The following is a 17592-nucleotide window of genomic DNA, read 5'->3' on the forward strand; positions in this document are numbered from 1 at the left end:
CAAACGAACGGCATGAGGGCGCGAGAGTGATAGCGAACGAAAGCGTGATAGCATTTCGATTCCAGACGGTCACGTTTCAATGACGCCGTTCGTGCTCGCGCATCTGTCCGATCCGCATCTCGGCCCGATGCCGCGGCCGCGTCTGCGCGAACTCGCGGGCAAGCGCGCGATCGGCTATCTCAACTGGCGGCGCAAGCGGCACATGGTCCACCGCCGCGAAGTGCTCGGCGAACTCGTCGCCGACATGCACGCGCAGCAGCCGGACCACATCGCCGTTACCGGCGACCTCGTCAACATCGCGCTGCCGCTGGAATTTGCCGAAGCCCGCAGATGGCTGGAGAGCGTCGGCACGCCGGAGGATGTGTCGCTGGTGCCGGGCAATCACGACGCCTATGTGCGCGGCATCCGCGACCATTTTCCGCAAGCCTGGGCGGACTATCTTCGCAGCGACGGCGCAGCGAAGAACAGCGAAGCGACATTCCCCTATCTGCGGCGGCGCGGCCCGCTTGCGCTGATCGGCGTATCCACCGCAGTCCCCACCGCGCCCTTCATGGCGACAGGGCGGCTTGGACAGCAGCAGCGCAGCGATCTTGAAAAACTGCTGCCGCAGCTTGCTTCCGAAAAGCTGTTTCGCGTGCTGCTGATTCATCACCCGCCGAAAACATCGCCCGGCCGATGGGCAGCGCGGCTGCGCGATTCCGATGAACTGCTGGGTCTGGTTGCGCGCCACGGCGTCGAACTCGTGCTTCACGGTCATGATCATCGCCATGCCACCGTGTGGCTCGATGGACCACGCGGGCGGATCCCGGCGATCGGCGTGCCGTCGGCGTCCGCCATGGCGCACGGGCACAATCACCCTGCGGCGTACAATCTGTTTTCAGTGAAACGCGACGGCGATACATGGCGCTGCGATCATCGCGTGCGCGGCTTTGCCGACGGGATGAAGCTCGGCGAACTCAAACATGAGAAACTGATTTAGATTCCGCGCAGCGCCATCACCAGCGCGAAACCGAACAGCGCGGCAAGGCCCGCGGCGAAGCCAAACGCAAACGTCCAAACGCCGCTGCGGCGCTTCACCGGGGCAGACGCTGCGGCAGCAGGCGCCGGAGCCGGAGCCGGCGTCACCACCATCGCATGCTCGCGCTCGATCAGGCGGCGCGCGATGTAATCCGTCACCGCATCGACCATCACGGGAATGTCGTGCGACTCGGCAATCACAATGCGGCCGAAACGGGTGTCCTGCGTGAAACGATAGATGCGCTTGTCGCGGCCCATCGCGATATGCGCGACGGCGTCGATCCAGAGCCGCGGCGTATCGCCCTGGCTGATGCCGCGATCGAACAGATCGACGCCGGCGGGAATCTCGGAGAACAGCGAATCGAGCGCGTCGTTGAGAATTTCCAGGCGGGCGACTTCGGCGTCGCGCAGATCGACCACGACGCTGGTGCGGTCGGCGGCCTCGATGCGAGCCTTCCGCAAGGCGTCACGCAGCCGAAACGGGTTCGGTTTACCAGCCGAATCGCTCGGGACGCTCTGTTCCGCCATGACCTGAAAACCTTAGGGTTCGATAGGTTTGTTTCGACACCCTTAATCTATCAGTAACCCTGTTCCCGCGCCAAGGCCCCGGGCCCTTCCGCGTGCGGTTTCGCGGCGTTGTTCGTGTCCCAAAATGAAAAAACGGCCCCGTCCGGAAGCGGAACAGGGGCCGTAAATTGGGGCGGGCGACGAACCCCGCCCGGGAGTTGTCAGGTGTCAGGTATTCGAGCGGTTCGGCTCTTCCACGATGGAAAAACGAACACTGCCGCGATGACGGTTCTCCTCGGAGACGACACGCCAGGCGTCCTCGGCTTCCTTGCGGGTCTTGAAAGGACCCTGAACCTGTGCCGAGCCCGCCACAAGTTTGTGGAAGTTCATCGAGCCGAACTCTCCGCCGATCACCCAAAAAATGCTGCCGCCGCTCATGTGAGTCTCCGTTCGTTAGCTTGAGCGCAACCGACTGTTTTGTGAGCATGGTCTTTTCGGAAATCCATCCGCTTCCGGCCATGCCCGGCATTTCAGCCGCTTGCGCTTCTATCTCGTGTCTCGTCCTGGATACTATCTAATCACGTTGCCGCCGTTTGTAATGGAAATTTTGCATGAATCCAGTGCGGCAGTTCGCAGGTCCGCATCATTTTCGCAGCGCCTGCTTTGCAGACTCGCGAACAAGGGCAATAATAGTGGAGCGGATCTCGACTCCGAAGCTCCGCCGGAAGCACATACGAAAGTGCCTGCAAAATAAGGCGAACGTCGGTTTAACGATGTGATGGCGGATTGCGATTTCTCAATCGGACGAGAACCCGAACGGAACACTGAGCCGCCGGTAATCGTCCGGCAACAGTTCACGGCCGATCGGAAGTTCGGATCGCGCGGCACATGTCGGACGATGGCAGACGCGGCACGCAACGCCGATCGGCGTTGGTGCATCGGCGCGTGGCCCTGATTCATCGCTGGTATAAATCAGTTTTTCTGCATGTTCAGCGGCGCAGCCGATCGCAATCGCCCGCTCCACGCGCGGCGCGCCGAACGAACCGCCCCCGGCAGTAACCGTGCGGGCGATGGAGAAAAATCGCTGACCGTCCGGCAATTCCAGCCACTGCGTCACGATCTGGCGCGGCGTCTTGAAGACGCCGTGCACCGACCAGAGCGGACACGCGCCGCCGTGTTTTGCAAAGGGAAAACCCGCACCATCAAGCAGTTTGGAAATATTTCCGGCCGGATCGACGCGGATCAGAAAGAACGGAACCTTCTCGGATCCTGGCCTTTGCAGGGTCGTAATGCGATGCGCCGTCTGCTCGAAGCTGGTTCCGAACTGGCGCGCCAGCGCTTCCATATCGTAACGGCGCGTCGTTGCAGCTTTCACGAACGCGGAATACGGCATGATCAGCGCTGCCGCCGCGTAACTTGCGAGCGAGCGATGTGCCAATAGTTCAGCACTCTTGCTCGTGAACTGCCCCGCCTTCAGCGCCGCCCTGATTTCATCCTCGAATTCAAGATAGGCAAGCTGCTGCGCCACCTGAAAGGTGAAACTCGCCGTATCGAGCGAGTCGTCGAACAGGATTTCCTTGTGATGGCGATCCAGCCGTCGCACCGAACCCAGCATGACGTTGGGCGGCAGATGCCGAACGCGCAGATTGTGCCGCGTGCGCAATCGCTCGATCAGCCAGGCCTGATCTGCGGGACCGTCCAGAATGCGCTCGGCCGCATCGTCAATGTCCGCAAAGTTATTGCGGCGCGCGGCGAGAAAGCGCCGCACTTCGGCGACCGGATCGCTGGCATCCACGCCGTCGCTGCCCGACGCAGTCCCCGTCAGGCGAGGAACGCTGCGGTCCGCCAGCGCGAGTTGCTCTTCGCGGTAGGCGGTGTAGAGCCGCAGGAATGCCTCGGCCAGTCCCGGATAGCCGATGGCGATATCGCTGATTTCAAGCGGCGGAATATCGATGTCGGCGAACATCGGCTCCTTCAGAACCGCCTGCATGCGTGCGGTGTGATCGGCACCGCCATCGCCTGCTAGATCCGCCAGATCAATCTTGTAGGTGCGGGCGAGACGGAGCAGCATATCCGCCGTCACCGGCCGCTGATTGCGCTCCAGCAGCGCCACGTAAGGTGCGGAGATATCCAGATCAGCTGCCATGTCGGCCTGGGTCAGCCCCAGATCGCGCCGCAGCCGCCGCAGCCGCGGACCCATGAAAACCGAGCGGATTGTGGTTGTCGCCATGGCCATCGGCCCTACTTAATTACCCCTATTGTAAACTAATTACAGCATTACAAGGAAAGTTTGTAAAGTCTGACAAGCTATCTTCAATCCCTCTAGCGAATGGCCGCGCAATGCGTTGAAACAGGGACAACTTCACAAGGGAACACCACCATGAATTACCAATCGCGCGGAATCTCCGACCAAGCAATTCAAGGCCCGTCTTCCTACAAGGCGGAAATCACTGCGGCTGAGGCTCTCCTCAAGGACCATCCGGCCTGGAACGGCGTGACCGCCGAGGCGGTTGCCCGCATGCGCCTGCAGAACCGTTTCAAGACCGGCCTCGATGTCGCCCGCTACACCGCGGACGTGATGCGCGCGGACATGGCTGCGTACGATGCCGATCCGACCAAGTACACCCAGTCGCTGGGTTGCTGGCACGGCTTCATCGCCCAGCAGAAGCTGATCTCGATCAAGAAGCACTTCGGCGGCAAGACCGATCGCCGTTACCTCTACCTGTCGGGCTGGATGATCGCAGCGCTGCGCTCCGAATTCGGACCCCTGCCGGATCAATCCATGCACGAGAAGACCTCGGTGCCGGCGCTGATCGAAGAACTCTACACCTTCCTGCGTCAGGCCGACTCGCGCGAGCTCAACGATATCTTCCGCGAACTCGACGCTGCCCGTAAGGCCGGCGACAAGGCGAAGGAAACCGCGCTGATCGACAAGATCGACAACTTCCAGACCCACGTCGTGCCGGTAATCGCCGACATCGACGCAGGCTTCGGCAACGCGGAAGCGACCTACCTGCTCGCCAAGAAGATGATCGAGGCAGGCGCTTGCGCGCTGCAGATCGAAAACCAGGTGTCGGACGAGAAGCAGTGCGGCCATCAGGACGGCAAGGTCACCGTGCCGCACGAGGTCTTCATCGCGAAGATCCGCGCCTGCCGCCATGCGTTCCTCGAACTCGGCGTGGACAACGGCATCATCGTGACCCGCACCGACTCGCTCGGCGCCGGCCTCACCCAGCAGATCGCCGTCAGCCACAAGCCGGGCGATCTCGGCGACCAGTACAACAGCTTCCTCGACTGCGACGAAGTTGACGCGTCCAACGTCGGCAACGGCGACGTGATCATCAGCCGCAACGGCAAGCTGTTGCGGCCGAAGCGCCTGCCGAGCAACCTGTACCAGTTCCGCTCCGGCACCGGCGTCGACCGCTGCGTTCTCGACAGCATCACCTCGCTGCAGCACGGCGCTGACCTGCTGTGGATCGAAACCGAGCGTCCGAACATCGCGCAGATCGCCGAAATGGTCGATCGCATCCGCGAGGTGATCCCGAACGCGAAGCTGGCCTACAACAACTCGCCGTCGTTCAACTGGACGCTGAACTTCCGCTGGCAGGTGTTCGACGAATGGAAGGCGGCCGGCAAGGACGTCAGCAAGTACAACCGCGCCGACCTGATGAAGGTGGAGTATGACGACACGCCGCTGGCGATCGAAGCCGACAACCTGATCCGCACCTTCCAGGCGGATTCGGCCAAGCGCGCCGGCATCTTCCACCACCTGATCACGCTGCCGACCTATCACACGGCTGCGCTGTCGACCGACAACCTCTCGAAGGAATACTTCGGCGACCAGGGCATGCTGGGCTACGTGAAGAACGTTCAGCGTGCGGAAATCCGCCAGGGTATCGCCTGCGCGAAGCACCAGAACATGGCCGGCTCCGACATCGGCGACGACCACAAGGAATACTTCGCTGGCGAAGCGGCCCTCAAGGCCGGTGGTGCCCACAACACGATGAACCAGTTCGGCTAAACGAACGGCTCGACACAATCACAACAACGAAATGCCCGGCCTCAAAGCCGGGCATTTTCTTTTGCGGAAGCTGAGTGCCGCGTATCGCTCTTGCGTTCGGCCACGCAAGGGAATTGTAAACAACATCCAATTCGTCATTGCCGGGCTTGACCCGGCAATCCATCGCAGCACAAATCGACGAAGATTGTAGATGGATGGCCGGGTCAAGCCCGGCCATGACATTCAGGGGAAACTCTCATGCTGCGCTTTCCTTCCATGTTTGGCGTTCTGCTTGTCGGCGCTGCTGCGTTCGCCTCCCCCGCCCTCGCCCAATCCGGCGCACGCTGCCATGGCGGCCAGAGCTTCGATCAGTTTCTGGCGCAACTGAAACAGGACGTGGTCGCCGCCGGCGTGTCGCAGCGCGCGATTGCCGCCGCCTCGCCGTACATGGTCTACGATCAGGGTATCGTGAACCGGGATCGCGGTCAGCGCGTGTTCGGCCAGATCTTCACGGAGTTCTCCGGCCGCATGGCGTCCGAAGGCCGCCGCGTCAAAGGCCAGCAGCTGATCCAGACTTACGCACAGGCGTTCGCGCGCGCCGAGAAGGAATACGGCGTGCCGCCTGCGGTGATCACGGCATTCTGGGCGCTGGAGAGCGACTTCGGCGCGGTGCAGGGCAAGCTGCCGACGCTGCGCTCGCTGGTGTCGCTGGCCTATGACTGCCGCCGCTCCGAGATGTTCCGGCAGGAGACCATCGCCGCGCTGAAGATCATCGACCGCGGCGATCTTTCGCCGAACGAAATGATCGGTTCATGGGCCGGTGAACTCGGCCAGACGCAGTTCCTGCCGCGCCACTACTTCGACTACGCCGTGGACTATGACGGCGACGGCCATCGCAACATGCTGCGCAGCGCGCCGGACGTGATCGGCTCGACCGCGAACTACATCGCGAATGGACTGAAATGGCGGCGCGGCGAGCCGTGGCTGCAGGAAATCCGCGTGCCCGCGAACCTCCCGTGGGATCAGGCCGACCTCACCATCAAGCATCCACGCTCGAAATGGGCGGCTTGGGGCGTGACCTATGCCGACGGGCGTCCGCTGCCGAAGGACGAACTGCCCGCCTCCGTGCTGCTGCCGATGGGCCGCACCGGGCCGGCGTTTCTCGCCTATCCGAATTTCGCCGCCTACACCGAATGGAATAACTCGCTGATCTATTCGACCACGGCGGGCTATCTCGCCACCCGCATCGCGGGCGCGGGACCGATGCGAAAACCTGCAACGCCGGTTGCGCAATTGCCGTTCAACGAGATCAAGGAATTGCAGCAACTGCTGGCGCGGCAGGGCTACAACGTCGGCAAGATCGACGGCATTCTCGGCCAGCAAAGCCGCATCGCGATCAAGACCATGCAGGTCAAATACGGCCTCCCGGCCGATTCATGGCCGACCGCCGAATTGCTGACGCGCATGCGTGGCGGCTGATTGTCAACCGCCGGCACTTGCAAGCACAAAGAGAACATCTACATCGGGCCAGTCTGCTTCACGGCAAGATTTTCCCCGAAAGGTCCCCCATGTCATTCTATGACGGCTCCATTCCGGTCTTTGTCCACACACTGACGGCGATGTCTGCATTTCTCGCCAAGGCCGAAGGCTTTGCGAAGGAAAAATCAATCGATCCTGATGTTTTGCTGAACGCACGACTGCACCCGACCATGTATCCGCTCAAGCGGCAGGTGATGGCGGCGTGCGATGCCGCGGTGCGCGCATCTGCACGCTTCGCGCAGCTTGAACTTCCGTCATTCCCTGACACCGAGAATACATTTGCCGAGTTGCAGGCTCGAATCGAGAAGGTCCTTAGCAACATCAAGACGATCGAGCCGTCGAAATTCGAGGGCGCAGGGACGCGCGAGATTACGTTTCCTTCGGGACCCGGCACGACGCGAACGGTGACTGGCCAGGAATATCTCAACCACATGGCGCTGCCGAACTTCTTCTTTCACTGCACGACCGCTTACGACATCCTGCGCCACAACGGCGTTGAACTCGGCAAGCGCGACTTCCTCGGCGCGTAAAGATCACGAGGAAAGCAGCGTAACGCTGCTTTCCTTTCGTCCCATCGACGGCGTGAGGACGATTTGCATCGCCTTGCCTCCAAGGCGAGGGAAATCGTTCTTCGCGGCGCACGCCTGTGTTTTAAACACGGAACACATGACAGCTATTCAGCCCGCCTGAATCGGCACTTTTCAATCGGCCGTGACTTGCGTTTTCAGAGCAGGGATACTTACATGCACCTGCATCGAAATCGTCTTCAGGAAAAGCAGCCATGTCCGCTTCCAAACTCTTCGATCCCTACAAGCTCGGCGCCGTCACCCTCACCAATCGCGCCGTCATGGCTCCGCTGACGCGCAATCGCGCACTCGCAGGCTTCGTGCCCAATCCGCTTGCCATCGAGTACTACGGCCAGCGCGCGTCTGCCGGACTGCTGATCACCGAAGCGAGCCAGGTTTCGCAGCAGGGCCAAGGCTATCAGGACACGCCCGGCATCTACACCAAGGAACAGGTCGCCGGCTGGCGCAAGGTCACCGACCGCGTGCATGAACGCGGCGGCCACATCTACATCCAGCTCTGGCATGTGGGACGCATTTCCCACACCACGTTGCAGGAGAACGGCGGCGCGCCCGTCGCGCCTTCGGCAATCCGCGCCAAGACCAAGACCTTCGTCGGCGGCGCCTTTGCCGATGTCTCCGAGCCTCGCGCACTCGAACTGAGCGAAATCCCCGGCATCATCGACAACTTCAAGCGCGCAGCCGCCAATGCACTGGAGGCCGGATTCGACGGCGTCGAAATCCACGGCGCAAACGGCTACCTGCTCGATCAGTTCGCCAAGGACGGTTCCAACAAACGCACCGATGCCTACGGCGGTTCGATCGAAAACCGCGCACGCCTGATGATCGAAGTATCAAAGGCTGTGGCATCCGCTGCAGGCGCTGATCGCACCGGCATCCGTATCTCGCCGGTGACACCCGCCAACGATGTTTCCGACAGCAACCCGCAGCCGCTGTTCGATCACATCGTCGATCAGCTCAACGCCCTGAAGCTGATCTATATCCATGTCATCGAAGGCGCGACCGGCGGTCCCCGCGACATCGCGCCGTTCGACTATGATAGCCTGCGGAAGCGCTTCAGCGGCACCTACATCGCCAACAATGGCTACGACTTCAAACTGGCCACCGAAGTGCTGGACAGGAACAAGGCCGACCTGATCGCATTCGGCAAGCCGTTCATTTCAAATCCCGACCTCGTCGAACGTCTGAAGCTCGGTGCGCCGCTGAATGACTTTGACAAGGCGACGTTCTATGGCGGCGGCGCAAAGGGCTACACCGACTATCCCGCGCTCGGCCAGCAGGTCGCAGCCGAGTAAGCGGCTCACGCATCTGGAATCATAAAGGCCGGGCGATGTCCCGGCCTTTTCGCTTGGGGAATTCGGATGTCTATGCGGGAAGCGGATCCAGCCGCCCGGCGAGAAACCGCGTGGCGGCGCGCTCGGCCTCGCGCGCGTTCTTGAACACGCGGCCGTCGAGCGGATTGAATTTATGCACAGCCGCGAAGAACCGGAAACCGGAATTCTCGCGAACGACAATACCTGCGGCTTCCGAGCTGACTTCGATGATGTAGGTGTCCGACATGTTTCTTATCCCGTGCCCCTTGGGGTTCCTCACGCGCAATAACTCCGAAGAGCTGAAAAGGTTTCAGCCCTGAATTGTCCACCACATCACTCGTCGTCCTCATCGCTATGCACATCCCGGGCCAACACCTGAAGCCGGTATTCGGCCCAAAATGACGCAAAAGCGAACCTCCAGTGACTCCGGTCTGTGCAGACCGCCGAACCTGTAGGCGCTTCGCGCGACAGTTTTATAACTGGAATGTAGAGGCCGGAAGATCGTCGGCCATGCCGCGACAAAATAGCAATGCCGGTTCCGTTCAACGCGTCGAAACGGGACGAACGAAGTCGTGCAACCGTCACAGTTGCGAAGAATTACCTAACACGTTGAGGAAGAATCACCCGTCAGACGCTGACGGACTGCGCTTGTTGCCGGATAAGCTGCGGACGGCCCGCGTCGTCGATCGCAACGTAGGTATAGTTCCCGTCAGTCACGAGAATCAGTTGCGATTCGTTTCGGCGTTGCACCCACGCCTCGATATGGACGGTGATCGAGGTGCGGCCGAGCCGGACCGTGGTGCAAAAAACCGACACGACGTCGCCGACATTGACCGGCTTGCGGAAAGTCATGGCTTCGATCGCGACCGTGACGGCGCGGCTCTGCGAAACCTTGGATGCAAAAATGCCGCCCGCAATATCCATCTGGCTGAGCAGCCAGCCGCCAAAAATATCACCGTTCTGATTGGTGTCCGCCGGCATCGCCATGGTGCGAATAGACAGCTCGCCTTCCGGCGCGGCCGGTGCTGGCGCAGCGTGAACGGGCGTGTCTGCCATCGATGAAATCCGTCAAATGGTACCGAACGAGAGTCTACTCAGGCGAACGTATCCCACCCGGCATCCGGTTTAAAGCGGTCGCCGAATTTTGCCTCCAGGGCTTTCAGTGCAGCGGCGACGTTGGCACCGCCACGCGTGCGCGCATAATTGAGCGGCCCGCCGCGGAACGGCGCGTAGCCGGTGCCGAAGATCATCGCGCCGTCCACCACATCGCCGTTCTCGACAATGCCTTCGCGCAGACAGGCGACGCAGACATTCGACATCGGCAGGATGAGGCGGTCGATCATCTCCTCGGTGGGCTGCACCGGCGACGGCAGCTTCACCGCCTTGCCGTCCTTCCACTCGTAGAATCCCTTGCCGGTCTTGCGGCCAAGCTCGCCCTTCTTGACCTTGTCGCGCAGCCAGTCCGGCGCGGCGGGCAATGCCTTATCGCCGAACTTCGAACGCAGCATGTCGCCGACCGCTAGACAGATATCGAGCCCGACCTGATCGGCCAGCTCGATCGGCCCCATGGGCATGCCGAACTTCTCCGCCGCGGCGTCGATCACCGCCTTGTCCACCTTCTCGTCGAGCATCACCATCGCTTCCAGCATGTATGGCGTCAGCGCGCGGTTGACGAGGAAGCCCGGCGAACTCTTCACCGGCAGCGGCAGGCGGTCGATAGCGCCGACGAACTTCACGGCCGCCGCCAGTGCATGCGGATCGACCGCGTCGTGGCTCACCACCTCGACGAGTTGCAGGCGCGACACCGGATTGAAGAAATGCAGGCCCAAAAGCCGCTCGGGGTTTTTCAGCGTGGTGCGCAGATCCTGCAATGGAATGCTGGATGTGTTGGTCGCAAGGATCGCGCCGGGTTTCATGACAGGCTCGAGCCCGGCATAGACCTTCTGTTTCAGTTCGAGCTTTTCCGGCACCGCCTCGATAATGAGATCGGCATTGCGCACGCCTTCCCCGGTCATATCCGGCATCAACCGGTCGAGCGCATCGCGCAGATCGGTCTTTTTGCGGATGATCTTGCCGAACAGGTCCGCCGCCCGCTTGATCGCGCCGGCGATCGGTTCGGCCTTCATGTCGGCCAGCGTCACGCGCAGGCCCTGATAAGCACACCATGCGGCGATGTCGCCGCCCATCGCACCCGCGCCGATAACATGAACATGCTTCACGGTGTTGCGGCCGTCCGCGAGCTTCTTCATCTGCTCGCGCAGGAAGAACACGCGGATCAGATTCTGCGCGGTCGGCGTCACCATCAGATTGGCGAACGAGACTTGCTCCGCCGCCAGCATCGCCTTGCAGTCGCCGCCGTGCTTTTCCCACAGATCGATCAGCGCGTAAGGCGCGGGATAATGCTCCTTCGGCGCCGTCTTCGCCGCCTCGCCGCGCATGCGGTTCGCGAGCAGGCCGCGCACCGGGCCGAGATTCATCGCTTTCGCAAGCAGGCTCTGCCTGTGCGGCCGCAGCCGCCCGAAGATCGCGTCCTTTACGGCATTTCGGACATGACGCTCCTGCGTCACGGCATCGACCAGGCCCAGCGACTTCGCCTTGCGCGCATCGATGGTCTTGCCGGTCAGCATCATCGTCATGGCTTCGAGCGGACTGACGAGATGGGTGAACCGCGCGGTGCCGCCAAGCCCCGGATGCAGGCCGAGCATCACTTCGGGAAATCCGAAGCGCGCATTGTCGATGGCGATGCGCGTGTCGCACGCCAGCGCCACTTCGAGGCCGCCGCCGAGACAGAAGCCGTGGATCACCGCGACGCTCGGAACCTTGAGCGCTTCCAGCCGGTCGACCACCGCATGGGCACGCGCCATTCGGGGTTCGACCTCGCGCGGATCGGTCACGCCGCGAAACTCGTTGACGTCGGCGCCCGCGATGAAGCCCGACGGCTTCGCCGAGCGAATGACAATGCCTGCGGGGCGGTCCTGCTCCAGCGCGGCAATCACGGTCTCGAATTCTTCGAGCACGTTCGCAGACAGCGTGTTGGCGCTGGTCCCTTCGCGGTCGAACAGCAGCCAGGCGATGCCGTCGCCGTCGCGTGTCAGCTTGAAGTTCCTGTACGGCCCCGCCGCCGGCTCCGGTCCGAGTTCGAGGACGCGGTCCTTGAGAACATCCATGATGCGTGAGTCCATGTCCGTTCCCTTACACTGTCTCGATCAGCATGGCGCCGCCGAGGCCGCCGCCAATGCATTCCGTGGCGATGCCACGCCGGGTGCCAAGCCGCTTCATGGCGTTGACCAGATGCAGCACGATGCGGTTTCCGCTGGTGCCGACCGGATGGCCGAGGCTGATCGCGCCGCCATCGACATTGAGCCGCGCGCGATCGATTTCACCCGCTGCACCGTCGAGACCCAGCACCTCGCGGCAGAACTTGTCGTCGTTCCATGCCGCCAGACATGCCAGCACCTGCGAGGCGAACGCCTCGTTGATCTCCCAGGTCTCGATGTCCTGAAGCTTCAACTTGTTGCGCTTCATGAGCTCGGTCGATGACAGTACCGGGCCGAAACCCATGATGCTGGGATCGAGGCCCGCCCATTGGCTGTCGACAATAATCGCTTTCGGCTTGAGGCCGTATTTGTTGACAGCGTCCTCGGACGCCAGAATGATCCAGCAGGCGCCGTCGGTGATCTGCGACGAGTTGCCCGGCGTCACCTGCCCCCACGGCCGCTCGAAGGCGGGCTTAAGTCTTGCCAGCTTGTCCACCGACGAATCGGGCCGCACGCCATCGTCATGGTCGTAGAACTTGCCATCGCGCGCGAACGAGGTCTCGACCTCGCCTTTCAGGAATCCCTGCTCCTGCGCATTCGCCAGCCGCCGGTGACTTTCCACCGCATAGGCATCGGCCTGCTCGCGCGTCACGCCCATCAGATGGGCGATGACCTCGGCAGTCTGCCCCATGTTCAGATCGGTGATCGGATCGGTCAGCCCGCGCTCCAGCCCGATGATCGGCTTGAAATATGCCGGCCGTGCTTTCAGGAACGCGGTAATCCTCGAGAGGGTATCCTTCGCAGTTGCAAGCTTCGCGAACCAGCGCACGCCTGACTGCGGAAACACCAGCGGCGCGTAGCTCAGGGCCTCCGCGCCGCCTGCCAGGATCATGTCGGCCTTGCCAGCCTCGATATAGCGATAGGCGGTATCGATCGACTGCATGCCGGAGCCGCAATTGATCTGCACGGTGAACGCCACCATGCGCTCACCCATGCCGAGGCGAAGCGCTGCGACACGCGCCGGATTCATCTCGTCGGCGATGACATTGACGCAGCCGAGAATGACCTGATCGAACGCGCCCGGCGCGAACGGCTGCCGGGCCAGTAATGGCCGCCCGGCCTGAACTGCGAGATCGACCGGGGTGAATGGCCCCGGACCGCCTTGTGCTTTCAGGAACGGCGTGCGTGCACCGTCAACGATATAAACCGGACGCGCCATCAGCTTGCCGCGCGGTCCGGCGACGTCTGTTTGAGATCTGGTTGTTTCAGATCCTGCCGCTTCCTGTAGATCGGCGACAACGCTTCGGGCGCGAAATCATCGACTTCGATCACCAGCGCAACCGCATCGTGCGCCGCCTTGAGCTTTGCGCCTTCGTCGGCGGTGATGACGCCTTTCTTCACGGCTTCGCTCCAGTCTCGGATTTTTGCGGCATGCATTTTCTTCTCGATCGGCTCGTTGGCGGTGACCAGCAGGAACGCGCGCTCAAGCCGCGCCAGCGGCCCGTCGTCATTGGCATGATAAAGTCCTGCCGTCAGCCGGTCACGCACCGCGCCCGGCGCGAGGATCAGTTGCGCGCAGCGGCTCACAACCTTGTCCGACGGGCCCAGCGGATTGGCGCCGAGCGGCTGAATCAGGAATTTCAGGATCACGCCGACGAAGCGGTTCGGCAGATTGGCGATCACTTCCGCAAGACGGTTCTCGATGGTGCGGATGCCGTTGGCCATCACCCATTCGAGCGCGGCGAAATCGGCTTCCTGACGGCCCTCCTCCTCCCAGCGCTTCAGCGCCGCCGACAGCAGATACAATTCGGAGAGAATGTCGCCGAGCCTTGCCGACAGCATTTCCTTGCGCTTGAGCGCACCGCCGAGCGTTAGCAGCGCCATGTCGGAGCACAGCGCAAACGCTGCCGAGTAACGCGAGAGTTGGCGGTAGTAACCGGTCGCGGCGCCAGCCTCGGGCGCCGGAGCAAACGTGCCGCCGGTCCAGCTTCGGCCCCAGGCCCGGAATGTATTGGTGATGGCGTGGCCGACATGCTTCCAGAACGACGCGTCGAAATCGGCCAGACCCTTTTTCTGGTCGGGATCGCCGATCGCATTCATTTCGCTGAGCAGATAAGGGTGCGCGCGCACCGATCCCTGCCCGAACACAATGAGATTGCGGGTCAGGATGTTGGCGCCCTCCACCGTGATGGCGACCGGCACCGAGCGGTAGAGATTGCCCATGTAGTTCTGCGGCCCGTCGATCACGGCCTTGCCGCCATGAATATCCATCGCGTCATCCACCGTGATGCGTAGGCGCTCGGTGGCGTGCAGCTTCATGATGCCCGACACGACGGCCGGATGAATGCCCTGATTGAGCGCGGCGCAGGTCAGCCGGCGCGCGGCGTCGAGCTGATAGGCCGTGCCTGCGATGCGCGCCAGCGGCTCCTCGATGCCCTCGAACTTTCCAATCGGGACATGGAATTGCTCGCGGATGCGCGCATAGGCCCCGGTGGCGCGCGCGCAATACGCAGCGCCAGCGGAGGACTGCGACGGTAGCGAGATGCCGCGGCCTGCGGCTAGCGCCGTCATCAGCATCTTCCAGCCCTGACCGATGCGCTCCTGTCCGCCGATGATGAAGTCCATCGGAATGAAAACGTCCTTGCCCCAGTTCGGACCGTTCTGGAACACCTGCATCGCCGGAAGATGGCGATGACCGATGCTGACACCCGGCAAATCAGTCGGAATCAGCGCCACCGTGATGCCGAGTTCTTCCTCGCTGCCAATCAGGTGATCTGGATCGTAGGCCTTGAACGCAAGACCAAGCAGCGTCGCCACCGGCCCGAGCGTGATGTAGCGCTTGTGCCAGTTCAGCCGCAGGCCGAGTGTCTCCTTGCCGTTGAACGTGCCCTTACAGATGATGCCGGTGTCGATCATCGACGCGGCGTCGGAGCCGGCTTCCGGGCTGGTCAATCCGAAGCAGGGAATCTCGCGGCCCTCAGCAAGGCCCGGCAGCCACTTGTCCCGCTGCTCCTTGGTGCCGAAGTGCATCAGGAGTTCACCCGGCCCGAGCGAGTTGGGCACCATCACAGTGACCGCCGCGGTCACCGACCGCGACGAAATTTTCCGCACCACTTCCGAATGTGCATAGGGCGAGAAGCCGAGGCCGCCATAGTCCTTCGGGATAATCATGCCGAGGAATTTGTTGCGCTTGATGAACTCCCAGACTTCGGGCGGCAGATCGCGCCATTCCCAGTTCACCTTCCACTCGTCGACCATCTCGCAAAGCTGCTCGACCGGGCCGTTCAGGAAGGCCATCTCTTCGTCGGTGAGCTTTGCCGGAGCGAAGGCCAGGAGCTTCGACCAGTCGGGATTGCCGGTGAAAAGATCGGCGTCCCACCAAACGTCGCCGGCCTCGAGCGCCTCGCGCTCGGTGTCGGACATCGGCGGCAGCGCCTTGTGCGCCCACGCGAAGATCGGACGGGTGATGAGATCGCGGCGGAAGGAGAAGCTCATGGGACGATCCTTTTGTGGAAAGGCCAGCGTAACCACGGGGCTGAAATGCTAGGGCATGAACCCGAAATGCGGGAGTGGATTTCGTTTAGATCATGCCTCAACGCTAGTGATCCGGTTCTGACATTCGTATCACATCTTTCGCAGGCCCCTTTACGAATGTCAGAACCAAAGGATCACTAGAAATCATAATTTGCTAGTGTCCTTCGTATCCGACGTTTGCACGGGAGGCGCCGCAAGATGAAGCAAACGTCGGATACGGGACACTAGCGGCGGCAATGCTGAAAACCAGCTTCGGCGGTGTGTCGCGTTTGAAGCGAAAGCCCCCAAAAATACCTACGTTTCAGTAACCTGCACGGCGGCGCAACGTTCCGCGCCGGCCAGCTAAACAATCGGCAAGACTTAAAAAATCACCAAGACTTGAGCCAAAATGCCGCTACCGCGGCCGGATCATCTCGAACATCACGTCGGGCCGGATCTGGGCATAGTCGCCCATTCGCCCGGCGCGCAGGATCGGATAGGCCTCGGCGGTCTGGTAGACGCCGTCCCTGATCAGGCTCTTGTCGATATGGACTGCGACAACTTCACCGAAGGTGACCCAGGCGTCGGCCTTTTTACCGTCGGCGCCCTCGAGCTGGATCATCTGGGTCAATTTGCACTCGAACGAGACGAGACTCTCGCCGACCCGCGGCACGTCGACCTTACGCGACGGGGCTTTGGTCAGTCCCGAAATCGTGAACTCGTCGGTCTCGTGCGGCACGCTCGCCGACGTCATGTTCATCTGTTCGGCGACGTGCTTGGTCACCAGATTCCAGGTGAACTCCCTGGTCTCCTGGATGTTGGCGACGCTGTCCTTCCAGCCGGTCGAGGAAAAGCCGATGATCGGCGGCACATAGCAGAACGCATTGAAGAAGCTGTAGGGCGCGAGATTGACGTGTCCCTTGGCATCCTTCGATGAAATCCAGCCGATCGGCCGGGGACCGACGATGGCATTGAAGGGATCGTGTCGGAGGCCGTGACCCTGGGAAGGTTCGTAATAATGAAAATCAGCCATGACCTGCTTTGCCTTGCCTGGTGGAGTGGATTTGACATTTCGCGCCCCGCTGGCAGCGAGTCCCCAAAGCGAATGTCAAATCCTAAACTCCACCAGAAACTTATATTTTGCTAGTGGTTCTTTGATTCTAACATTCGCAGGAATGCCTGCTGAAACGCGATGCGAATGTTAGAATCGGACCACTAGCGCTGGCCACCCGAGAGGTCGGGGGTGCCCAGCGTAAGGCCAGCGATAATAAAGTCTATCATTTGATCGAGGCTCGGCCCCGGCTTTTTCGCGCTCTGTTCGATCATCTGCGGATGGAAGAACCGCAGCATCCCGGCGCAGACGCACTTGGCGGCCAGCTCGACATCCTTGACGTTGAACGCGCCGCTTTTGGCGCCGTCCGCGATCACTGTACCGATCGCCGTGACGATGCGCTGGATATGCGCGTCGCAGACGTCCCAGCTCTCCTCCATCGCGATGGCGACCATCTCGTGGATCTTGGAGTCGCCGACGAAGCGCTCGGCGTTCATGATGCTGACGGTTGCCAGAAGCTCGTGCATCCTCTCGCGTGGCGGATTTGACTTGGCGGCGATCGCATCCGCTGCATCCTCGACCTCGGCCATCAGCCGCCGCGCCACGCCTTCATGGATCGACTTCTTGGAATCGAAGAAGCGATAGATGTTCGCCGGCGACATCTTCAGCGTCTTGGCGATATCCGCGACCGTGGTCTTGAGATAGCCGACATCGCGAAACAGGCGCTCCGCAGTCGCGAGAATGCACGCCTTCTTTTCGGAATCGGCATCGTTGTCGTGAAGCAGAGTCATGTCAGTGTCATACCAAGGTT

At 61.6% G+C, this 17592-nt stretch carries 15 protein-coding genes; 5 read left to right on the forward strand and 10 right to left on the reverse strand.

The window, feature by feature from the left end:
- The first annotated feature begins 79 nt into the window (after positions 1-79).
- Positions 80-979: a metallophosphoesterase gene (locus I554_RS0105775; RefSeq protein WP_024575990.1), complete on the forward strand. Its 900-nt coding sequence runs from the start codon at positions 80-82 to the stop codon at positions 977-979.
- On the opposite strand, the gene I554_RS0105780 is transcribed toward I554_RS0105775, so the two are convergent.
- The 3 genes from I554_RS0105780 to I554_RS0105790 form a co-directional block, all read right to left on the reverse strand.
- Positions 976-1545 (reverse strand): hypothetical protein, encoded by a 570-nt coding sequence (locus I554_RS0105780; protein ID WP_024575989.1) that lies wholly within the window; start codon positions 1543-1545, stop codon positions 976-978. The two genes, I554_RS0105775 and I554_RS0105780, sit on opposite strands and share 4 nt — an antisense overlap.
- Before the next feature lie 207 nt (positions 1546-1752).
- On the reverse strand, positions 1753-1962 hold the full coding sequence (locus I554_RS0105785) for a hypothetical protein (protein WP_006018959.1): 210 nt from the start codon (positions 1960-1962) through the stop codon (positions 1753-1755).
- Between the two features lie 358 nt (positions 1963-2320).
- Complete coding sequence (locus I554_RS0105790; RefSeq protein WP_024575988.1) at positions 2321-3754, reverse strand: helix-turn-helix transcriptional regulator; 1434 nt, start codon at positions 3752-3754, stop codon at positions 2321-2323.
- 150 nt (positions 3755-3904) lie between these two features.
- On the opposite strand from I554_RS0105790, the gene I554_RS0105795 reads away from it, so the two are divergent.
- From I554_RS0105795 to I554_RS0105810, 4 genes are all read left to right on the forward strand, one after another.
- On the forward strand, positions 3905-5545 hold the full coding sequence (locus I554_RS0105795) for an isocitrate lyase (RefSeq protein WP_024575987.1): 1641 nt from the start codon (positions 3905-3907) through the stop codon (positions 5543-5545).
- Positions 5546-5782: 237 nt separating this feature from the next.
- Positions 5783-7003 carry a lytic murein transglycosylase gene (locus tag I554_RS0105800; protein WP_024575986.1) on the forward strand — a complete coding sequence of 407 codons (1221 nt, stop codon included), beginning with the start codon at positions 5783-5785 and terminating at the stop codon, positions 7001-7003.
- 89 nt (positions 7004-7092) lie between these two features.
- A complete protein-coding gene (locus I554_RS0105805) occupies positions 7093-7593 on the forward strand; it encodes a DUF1993 domain-containing protein (RefSeq protein WP_024575985.1) in 501 nt (166 codons plus the stop codon).
- A 251-nt stretch (positions 7594-7844) separates the two neighbouring features.
- The gene (locus I554_RS0105810; RefSeq protein WP_024575984.1) at positions 7845-8942 is read left to right on the forward strand and encodes an alkene reductase; all 1098 of its coding nucleotides are present in this window, start codon (positions 7845-7847) and stop codon (positions 8940-8942) included.
- Positions 8943-9012: 70 nt separating this feature from the next.
- On the opposite strand, the gene I554_RS0105815 is transcribed toward I554_RS0105810, so the two are convergent.
- The 7 genes from I554_RS0105815 to I554_RS0105845 all read right to left on the reverse strand — a co-directional run bounded on the left by I554_RS0105815 (position 9013) and on the right by I554_RS0105845 (position 17572).
- Positions 9013-9207, reverse strand: coding sequence for a hypothetical protein (locus I554_RS0105815; protein WP_024575983.1), 195 nt, complete (start codon positions 9205-9207; stop codon positions 9013-9015).
- Positions 9208-9587: 380 nt separating this feature from the next.
- The gene (locus tag I554_RS0105820; protein WP_024575982.1) at positions 9588-10016 is read right to left on the reverse strand and encodes an acyl-CoA thioesterase; all 429 of its coding nucleotides are present in this window, start codon (positions 10014-10016) and stop codon (positions 9588-9590) included.
- 38 nt (positions 10017-10054) lie between these two features.
- Complete coding sequence (locus tag I554_RS0105825; RefSeq protein ID WP_024575981.1) at positions 10055-12142, reverse strand: 3-hydroxyacyl-CoA dehydrogenase NAD-binding domain-containing protein; 2088 nt, start codon at positions 12140-12142, stop codon at positions 10055-10057.
- 10 nt (positions 12143-12152) lie between these two features.
- Positions 12153-13436, reverse strand: a complete 1284-nt coding sequence (locus I554_RS0105830; protein ID WP_024575980.1) for an acetyl-CoA C-acetyltransferase — start codon at positions 13434-13436, stop codon at positions 12153-12155.
- Positions 13436-15712: an acyl-CoA dehydrogenase gene (locus I554_RS0105835; protein WP_024575979.1), complete on the reverse strand. Its 2277-nt coding sequence runs from the start codon at positions 15710-15712 to the stop codon at positions 13436-13438. The genes I554_RS0105830 and I554_RS0105835 overlap by 1 nt, the downstream gene beginning before the upstream one ends.
- A gap of 433 nt (positions 15713-16145) precedes the next feature.
- Positions 16146-16763: a flavin reductase family protein gene (locus tag I554_RS0105840; protein WP_024575978.1), complete on the reverse strand. Its 618-nt coding sequence runs from the start codon at positions 16761-16763 to the stop codon at positions 16146-16148.
- A 182-nt stretch (positions 16764-16945) separates the two neighbouring features.
- Positions 16946-17572 carry a TetR family transcriptional regulator gene (locus tag I554_RS0105845; RefSeq protein ID WP_024575977.1) on the reverse strand — a complete coding sequence of 209 codons (627 nt, stop codon included), beginning with the start codon at positions 17570-17572 and terminating at the stop codon, positions 16946-16948.
- Positions 17573-17592: the final 20 nt, after the last annotated feature.

Source organism: Afipia sp. OHSU_II-C1 (assembly GCF_000497575.1).
GTDB lineage: Bacteria > Pseudomonadota > Alphaproteobacteria > Rhizobiales > Xanthobacteraceae > Afipia.